We start from the raw sequence: 12,549 nt of genomic DNA on the forward strand, positions 1-12,549 counted from the left end.
AAGTAGTTGGGGGATCTCCCCCTGTGAGGATAGGACGTTGCCAGGCAACAACGCAGAGGACGACCGAGCATACGCTCGGTCGTTTTTTTACGTTCATAATGAAACCGAACTTCATATTCTGCTCGTTCACACGATGAAATTCCGAACAATTTTAATGTTATTTAAGTTAATGAACACAATTCTGAACTTTCTGAACATCGGGAATTGAATTGCACTTTTACGTTATACCTGTTACCATTACAGAAATATTTCGAAACAAAGATGTAGGTAGAACGAGAAAGGGGCCATCAATTTTTATGTGGGAAAATAAGTTTGCAAAAGAAGGTTTAACATTTGATGATGTATTACTCGTACCACGGTTTTCAAATGTTTTACCACGTGACGTTGATTTAAGCACGAAGCTCTGTGAAGGACTCGAATTAAATATTCCGATCATCAGTGCCGGTATGGATACCGTTACTGAAGCCCCAATGGCGATTGCTATGGCCCGTCAAGGTGGTTTAGGTGTCATTCACAAGAATATGTCGATGGAAATGCAGGCTGAGCACGTCGATCGCGTAAAGCGCTCAGAAAATGGTGTCATCACAAACCCGTTCTATTTAACTCCAGACCGTCAAGTGTACGATGCAGAATACTTGATGAGTAAGTATCGTATTTCGGGCGTCCCAATCGTCAACTCAGAAGATGAACGTCAATTGATTGGTATTTTAACGAATCGTGATCTTCGCTTCATCAAAGACTATTCGACGGTAATCAAAGATGTCATGACGACAGAGAACCTCATCACAGCAAAAGTGGGTACATCGCTTGAAGAAGCCGAGCGTATCCTTCATCAACATCGCATCGAGAAACTTCCACTTGTCGATGAGAACGGTGTATTAAAAGGTCTCATTACGACGAAAGATATCGAAAAGGTCGAACAGTTCCCGAACGCAGCAAAAGATAAGCAAGGTCGTCTTCTTGTCGCAGCTGCAGTCGGTGTGACGAAAGACGCGGCCTCACGTGCTCAAGTGTTGGTTGAAGCAGGTGTGGATGCACTAGTCATCGATACGGCACACGGTCACTCAGCTGGCGTACTTGAAAAAGTGCGTGAATTACGTGATATGTTCCCGTCCCTTCCAATTATCGCAGGGAACGTGGCGACAGCAGAAGCGACACGTGCATTGATTGAAGCAGGAGCATCCGTCATTAAAGTTGGGATTGGACCAGGCTCGATCTGTACGACACGTGTCGTCGCAGGTGTCGGTGTTCCGCAAATCACAGCAGTTTATGACTGTGTGACAGAAGCGAAAGAGCACGGTGTCTCAGTCATCGCTGACGGTGGAATCAAGTACTCTGGTGATATCGTCAAAGCGATTGCCGCAGGAGCCAACGCAGTCATGCTCGGAAGCTTGCTTGCGGGTGTGAAAGAGAGCCCAGGTGAAATGGAAATCTATCAAGGTCGTCAATTCAAGACATACCGTGGTATGGGATCAGAAGCATCGATGAAACGCGGAAGCCAAGATCGTTACTTCCAAGAAGCAGACAAAAAATTCGTTCCTGAAGGTATCGAAGGTCGCGTCGCGTATCGCGGTGAACTGGCTGACACGGTCTATCAATTGATCGGTGGTCTTCGTTCAGGTATGGGGTATTGCGGCGCTGCCGACATTCGTGCCCTTCGTGAAGATACACAGTTCATTCGTATGACAGGTGCTGGACTCCAAGAGAGCCACCCACACGATGTCAACATTACAAAAGAAGCACCAAACTATTCACGTTAATGAAAAAGCCGCCATCCTGTTCACTCAGGATGGCGGTTCTTTATTTGCGTTTCTCGACTAAAATGACAGTTCCTCCTTGATCTTGTGCAGGAAGTGAGACGGTCACCTTCCCGTCTTTTTGAACCGTGTATGACTTGCCGCTATAGCGGTCAATCAAAACGGTCTTCGCCTTGTACGACGTCTTAAATGAAACGGTTTGTGCTTTCTCTTTCGTGTTCAATCCGACAAGAACAGACTGTTTGCCGTAGGCCCGCTCAAAGATCGAATAACCAGAAGTAGCATTCACAGCGACGGATGATCGTGTTCCTTTACTGAATACGTGAGAATAGTCTGCACGGATATTCAATAGTTTCTGGTAATGCGTATGCATCGCTTTCCCTTCCCCTTTGACACGTGACCAGTCGAAATCATAGCGGTTCTCGTTAAATTCACCTTTGTCCATATCCCCTGCATGTTTACCAGATTGTCCGACCTCTTCTCCGTAATAGATGACCGGTTGACCTTTGGCCGTAATCTGAAGGGCAGCAGCGACCATTTGCTTGCCTGTGTCTCCACCTGCACGCGAGACGAGGAATCCATCTTCGTCATGGCTACTTAAGAATTGTCCAAGTGTTGCTTCATTCGATAATTGGTTATTCCGGTATTGAAGCGCTTTTTCTACATCTTCAATGTTGCCGTTTACGAATCGCTCGGCCTGGTATTTAAAATCGAAGTCGAGCAAGGAATCCATTTGACCACTTCTCAAATAGCCGCCTGTGTTGTTGATGCTGGCACCATAGTGTTCGCCGATGAGTTTGAAATCTGGCTTGATTGTTGTCAGCTCATTTTTGAATGATTTCCACGTCGTTGAATCTACATGTTTGACCGTATCGACACGGAAATAGTCGATCGTATTTCCTTTTTTCGTTTTCGAACGTTTGATCCAATCCGTCTGCCATTTGACCAATTGCTCCCGCACGGCCGCTTCCTCGGTCTTGAAATCAGGAAGACCAGATAAGGACATTCTGAGGTCGTCCCCATCGACCGGATTCTCGCGAATCATGCCATCGAATACTTGTCGTTCTGCATCCGTCGGGAAATTCGTGACGGCTGAACTTGCACCTGGTTCCATGCCGTAGCCTGGATGGTTCAAGACGACATCGACCATAATTTTGATGCCACGCTTATGCGCCTCGTCAATCAATTTATGGAATGCGGCCATATCTCCAAGGTGTTCATCAAGTTTTTCAAAGTTTTTCGCCCAATATCCGTGATAGCCATATTGAGACCCATCTTTCCCATAACGCAAATCCCAATCGATGTTATCCACAATCGGTGTAATCCAGATTGTATTGATGCCTAAGTCGTCTAAATAATCGAGTTTTTTTGTGACACCCGCAAAGTCTCCACCATGGTACGATTCCAGATGGTCTTTATCATAGTACTCACGGTTCGGATTATCATTGGACACGTCCCCGTTATAGAAGCGGTCGGTTAGCATGAAGTAGATTCGTGCCTCATCCCAATCAAATGCTTGTTTCTCTTTCATCGATTTCGGAACGACACGGATGGTGGTCTTCGAGCGATGGACATTTCCATACTGGTCGACGGCTGTGACAGAGAGCGTCTTGTTTCCTGGTTTGATCGTATCTTTCACCGCAATGGTTTGAGCATTCAATGCACGGTCGATGTGCAACTTAGCGGGTCCTCCGAGAGGTCGTGCATCGATATAGAGTTCACGAAGCGTCACTCCCTTCGGTAAGGTTGGTTTTACCTGTAGGACGGCATTTTCTCTGGAGCTAATCGCTTTTGGACTGACTGAAGAAGTGAGTTTGACGGTCGGTTGGCGATACTCGATTTGAGAAGCCTCAAAGTACGGATCCTTCACTTCAGTCGTCACCCCGTCTTTTGTGACGAGGTACGTGTAATCATGAACGCCTTCAGGCAAACGCACTGTGTGGCGGAACCATTCGTTTTCAGGCTCATACGTCATTGGATAAGTTTCATCATTGATTTTGAGTGCGACCTGTTCGATTTCATTCATTTTTCCGGATTCATAGAGTGCTACATCGCGGTAGAAGAAACTGATCCCGTCTGTACCGTACACTGGTCCGTTGACTGTCGGAACTTGATGGAACACACCTTTGCCGCTTTCGACGAGGACCTTCGTGACACGGTCTTCTCCGAGCGTGACGTATCTGTCTTCTCCGTATGCGTCCTTCACAGCCCAATCCGTTCCTTTTCGGATCACAAATCCGACTTTGGTGGCGTCTTGGCCAACGGGAATTCGGAAGATGGCCTCGTCCTCCGTGATGCGATACGGGTCAACTTGGCCGTCTTTTTTACCGGTGCTCCACGTCCACAAGTTCCAATCCGTATAATCTCCATCCGCGCGGACATACTTCATCTCGATATAACGAGTCGTTTCCCATGGATCGGCGAGCTTGGTTGCCGTTTTGAACGAAGTCGTCAAGGCAGGGAGTGACGTGTTGGAAATCATCCCTGTCACCGCATCCGCTGGGATGGTCGCCGTATATGACGTGTCGAGTGCGAGTGCCTCTTTCGGCTGAAGCGTCACGGTCGAACCGTTCGTTGTCACGTCGACCGGGATTTTTGTCTCTCCTTGTTGAAGCGTGGCTGCTTCAGTATCGAGACGGACAGGTTCGTTGAACGTCCATGTGATTGGGGTAGACACATCCACGTCGATCGAGGATGAAGCCGGGGTCACCGAAACGACCTCAAGCTGATCAATCGTCTCCACCCCATTTAACGTGAACGGGGCACTATATACGGATTGCGTCGACGGAGTAGCAGCGACGTTCCAGCTGTTCGCCAGTTGGTTGGCCGCGTTACTTGGAATCGTATCGAACGCACCATGCTCTCCTGCATTATTGCCGCTCAATACAGTCAAGGCACGAACTTGGTCTCCATTGTTTAGCCCGAGTAAGGATAATGGAATCTTTCCTTCGAATCCTTTCGTCCGGTCCACTGCGAAAGCCGCACCGTTCAATTGGTTCAATTGTAAGAGTGGGGTATCCTGTCCGGCCTTATAAAGGGCGGCCTCTTTGACTTTTTGATCGCCATCGACACGAACGAGAACATGATATTGAGGTGCCTTGTCGACGCCTGTAAAGTCGAATGGGTATCCGAGTGGATTTTCAGAGACGCCAGAATCTTCATCGTTAATTTGAAGGGCGATGTTAATGTATTGTCCGTTGTCGCCCCAATTCGGGACATTGTTCGCATCTACGTAAAAATAAAGATGTTGAGCATCGTTTTGTATGTATAAATCACCGACATCAAATCCTTGCCAACCCGTAGCCGGGGAAGTCGCAAGGGCTGGGGTTGAAGTCCAGTCTGTTTTCGATCCATCAATCGTCATCGTAGTCGGTTCGGCCAATGCGTTCATCGGGACACCGGCTTGAATGAGTAATGCTCCGGAAAGGATCAGCGTCGAAGCCTGACGAGCGGTTGTTTTTTTCATGAGGCACCTCTTCCTGTCAAATATATTTGCACACTTTTATGCAAACGTTTTCAAAAATAGTTTAGCGGAATTTGAAAGCGCTCACAATATGTTTTTGCAAAAATAATAAACCGCCTCTCCTATTTTGAAAGGAGAAGCGGTCAAGAGGATGGAGCGACGAGCTTTCCTTTTACAATCAGGCGCTCTGTCGTATCGAACGTACACGTGATTAACGTGATGGTTGGGGTTGAGGTGTCATCTAATACATCGACTCGTTCAGGAGAGACGGTTTCAAGCGAAGTGACTACGTACTCGTACGTTTGCGCTTCATCCTGAAGGTAGATCGTCGCACCGACCTCGATTTCATGGAGCGGTCCGAATAGAGCGGTCGCTCGTTGTAAATAGTGGCCGGCGAGCGCATAGTTCCCTTTGCCCATCTCTTGTTCAGGATGCATCGTTCCGGTGCCTACCGCGAGACTTTCATTGTCCAATCCTTTCATGATGGGAAGTTTCAGTGAGACATCGGGAATTGAAATCACGCCGATTGTCGGCAAATTATGAAACCGATTGCGCGCTTGTAGGACGTCCGATACAGAGAGTGGACTGACGGCTTTGAAATCATAACTTGGATCAAATTCGCTCTCTTCTTGAAATTTCATCTGTTCCACCACGTATTCACTCGTCGAACTGGCAATGGCATTTTTCCAAATCGGACTCGTCAAAAAGAGGATGCCGCTCCCAATGAGTAAAAGTCCGATGAGCCACCGGATACGTCGATTCATGACTTCCCTCCTTTTGAAACTTCCCACGCAAGCATCAACTGAACGATCACGTCAGGTAAAGTCGACTCCGGCAAATGCGCAAACCCGAATAGAAATTGCTTGTGGGAGTCCGGATGCACGATGCGATAGTCGTTCATGGATTTAATGGCGATTCCGGCGGATTCGGCGGACCGCTTCAATTCTTGTTCTGTTCGCTCGGTCGCGATGGTCAACACGACGTGCAATCCGGCACTTGCTCCGGTCACGGTGACGGTCGGTTCGAATGGTCGGAAGGCTGCGAGGACACTTTCTAACTTACGACGGTATATTTTTCGCATCCGGTTCAAATGCTTCTCAAAGTCACCGCTCGACATAAATAAGGCCAACGTCTGTTGTTCGAACCGGGGAACGCTACAGGTGAAATACTGGTGTCGTTCCCGGTAACGGTTTAACAAGGGTGTCGGTAAGACCATATAGCCGATGCGTAAGGATGGCATGAGGGATTTTGAAAACGTACTGATATAGATAACCCGTTCATTCGGGTCCATGCTCTGCAGTGACGGAATCGGCTTGCCGCTATAGCGAAACTCGCTGTCGTAATCGTCTTCGATGATATACGTCTGATGGACGAGTGCCCAATTTAACAAACGTTGCCTTCGACTGACAGACAGGACGGTCCCTGTCGGAAATTGATGAGCAGGTGTGACATATAGTGCATCGATTGCATGACGCTCGAGTTCATTCACACAAACACCACTATCGTCTACGGGAATAGGAATCGATGTGCGTCCTTGTTGCTCGAACAACAGGCGCGTGAGCGGATAGCCAGGGTCTTCGATTCCGAAGATAGACGAGTCAGGTAAGAGATTCAAGAGCTGTGGCAACAGCTGTTCCGTTCCGGACCCGACGATGATCTGTTCTGGTGAGCACTGTACGCCACGGGAGTGATAAAGATATGTGGCGATTTCTTGGCGTAATTCTAGATCTCCTTGAACAGAACCTAACGCAAGTAATTCATGATTCACGTCATCGACGACATGTTTGATATGTCGCTTCCATCGTTCAAACGGGAAGGCAGTCGTGTCGATTTGACTCGGGGAAACATCATAATCATATGTCTTTCGCTGAGGGGCTGGTGTGATGGTACTACTCGAGCGCCGGACGTACAGTTCCTCTTGAGGTAACACATAAAATCCTTTTCGAGGAATGGACTCGATGTATCCTTCGGCGAGTAACTGGGCATACGCGAACTCGACCGTGGTCTGCGAGACATCTAAAAATTGAGAGAGCTTACGCTTTGAAGGTAATTTGGTTCCTGTCTTTAACGTATCGTCGAGGATGGCATTCCGAATGTGCTTATACAATTGCTCGTAAAGCGGGATGGACGATTCTTGATCAAGCGATAAGGTAAGCATATCCATGGTGTGACGTTCCTTTCTTTACGAACCAAAAAAGAAGTAGAGTATAAACCCAAGAATAATGATGAAAGAGACAATCCCGGGTGTACCAAATGAGGCACGATGACCCCCATCAAACGAATCACGGTTTAACATACGTATTCCTCCTTTATACTTCAACAGGTTCGGGATAGATGAAATGGAGTCCTTTATTTAAACTGACCACTTTAAATAATAAGAAACTGACACTTTTAATATAGTCAATACAACTTATACTAGCAAGTAGAACACGAACCAATGGAGGGATTTCAATGGAAAAGAGACAAGTAGGGACAGATAAAGTAAAACGTGGGATGGCAGAAATGCAAAAAGGTGGCGTCATCATGGACGTCATCAACGCCGAACAGGCGAAGATTGCTGAGGCTGCCGGTGCTGTGGCTGTTATGGCGCTCGAACGTGTACCATCAGATATCCGTAAAATGGGTGGCGTTGCCCGTATGGCTGACCCGACAATCATTGAAGACGTCATGGGGGCAGTATCTGTACCGGTTATGGCAAAATGCCGGATCGGGCATATCGCTGAAGCACGCGTCCTCGAGTCAATGGGGGTCGACTTCATTGACGAGAGCGAAGTTTTGACACCAGCCGACGAAGAGTTCCACTTGTACAAGCGCGACTACACGGCGCCGTTCGTATGTGGAGCACGCGACCTCGGTGAAGCAGCCCGCCGTATCGGTGAAGGGGCAGCGATGATTCGTACAAAAGGGGAGCCAGGAACAGGGAACATCGTCGAAGCGGTTCGTCATATGCGTACAGTCCAAGCGCAAGTGAAACGTCTCTTGTCGATGAGTGTGGATGAGGTCATGACAGAGGCGCGCGACCTCGGTGCACCGTTTGAAGTATTGATGCAAATCCGTGAAGCGGGCCGTCTGCCGGTCGTAAACTTCGCAGCAGGTGGAATCGCGACACCAGCGGATGCTGCCTTGATGATGCACCTCGGGGCAGATGGAGTCTTTGTCGGATCTGGTATTTTCAAAGCGGAGAACCCAGAAAAATTTGCACGTGCCATTGTAGAAGCAACAACGTATCACGATGACTATGAGCGAATCGCACACTTGTCAAAAGGATTGGGTGAGGCGATGAAAGGACTCGATGTCCGCACACTCAAAGAAGAAGAACTCATGGCACCACGAGGCTGGTAAGATGGTGACGATTGGCGTATTAGGGATGCAAGGCGCGATTCGGGAGCATGTTCGCATGCTGGAAGCGCTCGGTGCCCAAACCGTTGTAGTCCGCTCGCTAGAAGACTTGCAAGCGATTGACGGACTCGTGTTACCAGGGGGAGAGAGTACGGCGATGCGGCGATTACTCGACCGTTACGGTCTGCTCGAACCACTTCGAGAGATGGAAACGTTACCGATGTTCGGCACATGTGCCGGCATGATTCTTCTCGCGAACGAAGTCGAAGGGTATGACGCCCACTTGAAGAAAATCCCGATGACAGTGAAACGCAATGCGTTCGGACGTCAGGTCGACAGTTTTGAAGTCGACCTTCCAGTGAAAGGAATCGATGAGCCAGTCGAAGCGGTCTTCATTCGTGCCCCACAAGTGGCGCGCGTTGAACCAGAAGTAGATGTGCTCGCTGAAGTCGAGGAAGCGATTGTGGCGGTCCGTTACAATCAGTATCTTGCTTGCTCGTTCCACCCCGAATTGACGGATGACCTCTCGTTACATCGCTATTTTATCGAGATGGTCAAAGCGAATCAGAGTCAACATGTATAAGTTTGAAGGACCTCGCAAAAAGGGGGTCCTTCAAACTTATTTTTTGTTACACTGAACAAAGAAGCGTACAGAAAGGGGAAACGATGTGAAGGCCCGTTATTTCATCATATTGCTCACTGTCGTATTCGTCATACAGACCATGTTGCCATCGGCTGCCTCTGCGGCCGCTCCGAAAGTGGATGCAGCAAGCGCGATGCTTGTAGACGTGACGACAGGACAAGTTCTATTTGCCAAACAAGAAGATTCGATGCTTCAGCCGGCTTCAATCACGAAGCTGATGACTGCATTTTTGACGCGTGAGGCGATTCAGGCAGGGAAACTCAGTTGGACACAAGAAATCACACCGAGCGATGCTGCTTTGGCGTTGACGAGAAAGCCGGGGTTGGCACGAATCCCGCTGTTAAATAAACCATATACCGTCAAAGAATTATACGATGCCGCGTTGATTCGTTCAGCGAATGAAGCGGCCGTAACGCTCGGGGAGGCCGTATCCGGTTCGGAAGAGGCATTCGTCAAAGAGATGAATCGCCGGGCTGATGAATTAGGGATGACGCAAACGACGTTCGCGAACGCCTCAGGACTCGATTCTGAATCCGCTGGCCTACCGGGAGACAACTTGACGTCTGCTAAGGACTTGATGAAGCTCGCGATCGCGTATTTGACGACGTATCCGGAAGTGCTCGACGTGACGAAGCGGGCATACGTGGACGTCGACGGTGTTCGATTTGATGCGACGAATCGCATGCTCGCTAATCGTGACCTCGCTTATCCGGGAATGCTCGGCTTCAAGACAGGCACGACGAATGAGGCGGGATATTGTTTCATCGGCGTATCCACACGGGATGGGCGTACCGTTTTGTCGGTCGTCCTCGGTGCAACATCGGACGAGGGACGTTATGCAGCAACGAAAGCGCTACATGATTATGCTTATGCGGATTTCGTGATGACCCCAATCTTGCGGATGGGGGAGACAATCTCCAAGATGGCAACGGTCTCTCAAGGCGAGGAAGAGCAAGTCGCGGTCCGAACGACGAACGACTTTGAAGTATTAGTCGAAAAAGGAAGACCCGTACCGGAGCCCGAATATGATCTGCTTGATTTAGAGGCTCCGATTAAGGCTGACACACAGGCAGGCATGGTCACCATCGATTCTTCGGAGAACGTACGCTATTTAGAGGGAGAGGCTCCTCCTAAGATGGCACTTGTTACAGCGGAGTCGGTCGATACCGCCTCGTTCTTGACGAGAATAACGCGAGCTTTTTTGGATTTCCTCGATCAAATCCGACTCGCACTTGGAAAAATCAGTCTTGTCGAACAAGTTGAGATGTTGTAAAGTAAGATTAATTCAATGACAGATGCGATGATGAGAATAAGTACGTTACGTACGTCTACTGACAGAGAGCTAGTGGTTGGTGCAAACTAGTGAGATGACGTGACCGAATCGGCCTCGGAGCATTGACTTGGAAACAAGTCACGTTCGCACACGTTACGTGCATCGAGTGGCTCAAACATTTGGGCAACGAGGGTGGCAACGCGGATCCAAGGTGGTTCGTCCCTTTCCTACGGGAAAGGGACGAACCACCTTTTTTATATGAAAAAGGAGGAATAGCAATGTTAGACATTAAACGTTTGCGACAGGATTTTGAAGGAATCAAAGAAAAGTTAGCTCACCGGGGGGAAGACTTGAGTGCACTTGACCGCTTCCCACAACTAGAGGAGAAACGTCGTGACTTGATCAACGAAGTGGAAGTGAAGAAAGCGAAGCGCAACGAAGCGACAAAACAAATCGCTGAATTGAAGCGGAACAAAGAAGATGCCGAAGGCCCGATCTTAGAGACACGTCGCCTCGGAGATGAAATCAAACTGTTGGACGAAGAGTTACGCGAAGTTGAGGCAGAACTCAACTTGATCTTACTCAGCATCCCAAATATCCCGCACGAATCAACACCAATCGGCGAAACGGAAGACGACAACGTGACGATTCGCGAAATCGGGACAAAGCCCGAGTTTGATTTCGAGCCCAAGCAACATTGGGACGTGATGGAAGACCTTCAAATCGTCGATGTCGAGCGCGCTGGAAAAGTAACGGGTAGCCGCTTCGTCTTCTATAAAGGATTAGGCGCTCGCCTAGAACGTGCCCTGATCAACTTTATGATGGACCTTCATTCAGATGAGCATGGGTACGCTGAAGTGTTACCTCCTTACATGGTCAATCGTGATTCAATGACAGGAACGGGTCAGCTTCCTAAGTTTGAAGAGGATGCATTTAAAGTAGCGGATACGAACTACTTCCTCGTTCCGACTGCTGAAGTACCGGTCACGAACATGCACCGTGAAGAAATTCTTGCGGAAACACAACTTCCAATCGCGTATACTGCATATAGTGCAAACTTCCGTTCTGAAGCTGGGTCAGCGGGACGTGACACGCGTGGGTTGATCCGTCAGCACCAATTCAATAAAGTCGAGCTCGTCCGCTTCGTAAAACCGGAAGAGTCTTATGAGCAATTGGAACTGTTGACAGGTCATGCTGAAGAAGTATTGAAACGTCTAGGCCTTCCTTATCAAGTGCTCAGCATGTGTACGGCAGATCTCGGATTCACTGCCGCGAAAAAATACGATATTGAAGTATGGATGCCGGCACAAGGGGTCTATCGTGAAATCTCGTCTTGCTCAAACTTTGAAGATTTCCAAGCGCGTCGTGCGGGAATTCGTTTCCGTCGTGACGCCAATGCGAAACCTGAGTTTGTGCATACTTTGAACGGTTCAGGTTTGGCCGTCGGACGAACGGTCGCAGCGATTCTTGAAAATTATCAACAAGCGGATGGATCGGTCGTGATTCCAGAAGTTCTTCGTCCTTACATGGGTGGAAAAGAAAAGATTGAAATGCCGAACTAAACGCTTGAGCAGCCTCGATTTTGAGGCTGCTCAATTTTTTTAATGTTTTTTCACAAAAGGGTTTGACATCTGTCTCTTCAGTTGGTACTATAAATCATGTCGAGCGACACTGTTGCTCACGAATTGCATATGAGCTTTGGAGGTGTACCCAAGTGGTTTAAGGGAACGGTCTTGAAAACCGTCAGGGGTGTAACAGCCTGCGTGGGTTCGAATCCCACCACCTCCTCCACTTTCTTTTTTTTACACTTTTTTAGGCCTGGAGTTGTACCCAAGTCCGGCTGAAGGGGACGGACTCGAAATCCGTTAGGAGTCGCAAGGCTCGCGTGGGTTCGAATCCCACCAACTCCGCTTTCAATCGGGCATCTGCAGAGGCAGATGCATTTTTTGTATCCACAGACATAAGCGCTGTGGATTTTTTTATGCACGATGAATTATAAAATTAAGTGCAACACCCCAAAGTGAACACAAAAAAGCCCATGACGCTTTCCTCGTGTAGAATGAAGTCACCACAA

General features: G+C 48.5%; 8 protein-coding genes, 2 tRNA genes and 1 other annotated feature. Of the genes, 7 read left to right on the plus strand and 3 right to left on the minus strand.

Going from position 1 to position 12,549, the window contains the following annotated elements:
• Positions 1 to 296: 296 nt before the first annotated feature.
• Positions 297 to 1,760: an IMP dehydrogenase gene (guaB, locus tag KNO71_RS17350; RefSeq protein ID WP_214689692.1), complete on the plus strand. Its 1,464-nt coding sequence runs from the start codon at positions 297 to 299 to the stop codon at positions 1,758 to 1,760.
• Between the two features lie 40 nt (positions 1,761 to 1,800).
• Here the strand turns inward: guaB and KNO71_RS17355 are convergent, their stop codons facing one another.
• The 3 genes from KNO71_RS17355 to pdxR form a co-directional block, all read right to left on the minus strand.
• Entirely contained in the window at positions 1,801 to 5,223 is a 3,423-nt protein-coding gene (locus KNO71_RS17355; RefSeq protein ID WP_214689694.1) for an alpha-amylase family glycosyl hydrolase, read from the minus strand.
• Between the two features lie 140 nt (positions 5,224 to 5,363).
• A complete protein-coding gene (locus tag KNO71_RS17360; RefSeq protein WP_214689696.1) occupies positions 5,364 to 5,984 on the minus strand; it encodes a class A sortase in 621 nt (206 codons plus the stop codon).
• Entirely contained in the window at positions 5,981 to 7,384 is a 1,404-nt protein-coding gene (gene pdxR, locus KNO71_RS17365; protein ID WP_214689698.1) for a MocR-like pyridoxine biosynthesis transcription factor PdxR, read from the minus strand. Before pdxR ends, KNO71_RS17360 begins: the two co-directional genes overlap by 4 nt.
• Positions 7,385 to 7,671: 287 nt before the next feature.
• Here pdxR and pdxS point away from each other — a divergent pair, with 287 nt between their 5' ends.
• The 6 genes from pdxS (at position 7,672) to KNO71_RS17395 (ending at position 12,385) form a co-directional block, all read left to right on the plus strand.
• Positions 7,672 to 8,562, plus strand: coding sequence for a pyridoxal 5'-phosphate synthase lyase subunit PdxS (pdxS, locus tag KNO71_RS17370; protein WP_012727762.1), 891 nt, complete (start codon positions 7,672 to 7,674; stop codon positions 8,560 to 8,562).
• Positions 8,563 to 8,566: 4 nt separating this feature from the next.
• Positions 8,567 to 9,142: a pyridoxal 5'-phosphate synthase glutaminase subunit PdxT gene (gene pdxT, locus KNO71_RS17375; RefSeq protein WP_047795939.1), complete on the plus strand. Its 576-nt coding sequence runs from the start codon at positions 8,567 to 8,569 to the stop codon at positions 9,140 to 9,142.
• 85 nt (positions 9,143 to 9,227) lie between these two features.
• The gene (locus KNO71_RS17380) at positions 9,228 to 10,475 is read left to right on the plus strand and encodes a D-alanyl-D-alanine carboxypeptidase family protein (RefSeq protein WP_196431817.1); all 1,248 of its coding nucleotides are present in this window, start codon (positions 9,228 to 9,230) and stop codon (positions 10,473 to 10,475) included.
• Positions 10,476 to 10,493: 18 nt separating this feature from the next.
• Positions 10,494 to 10,702, plus strand: a binding site (T-box leader).
• Positions 10,703 to 10,753: 51 nt separating this feature from the next.
• Positions 10,754 to 12,037: a serine--tRNA ligase gene (gene serS, locus KNO71_RS17385; RefSeq protein ID WP_214689700.1), complete on the plus strand. Its 1,284-nt coding sequence runs from the start codon at positions 10,754 to 10,756 to the stop codon at positions 12,035 to 12,037.
• Between the two features lie 138 nt (positions 12,038 to 12,175).
• Positions 12,176 to 12,266: transfer RNA gene (locus KNO71_RS17390), tRNA-Ser, on the plus strand.
• A 29-nt stretch (positions 12,267 to 12,295) separates the two neighbouring features.
• Positions 12,296 to 12,385: transfer RNA gene (locus KNO71_RS17395), tRNA-Ser, on the plus strand.
• Positions 12,386 to 12,549: the final 164 nt, after the last annotated feature.

The organism is Exiguobacterium sp. s163 (assembly GCF_018617135.1).
Lineage (GTDB): Bacteria > Bacillota > Bacilli > Exiguobacteriales > Exiguobacteriaceae > Exiguobacterium > Exiguobacterium profundum.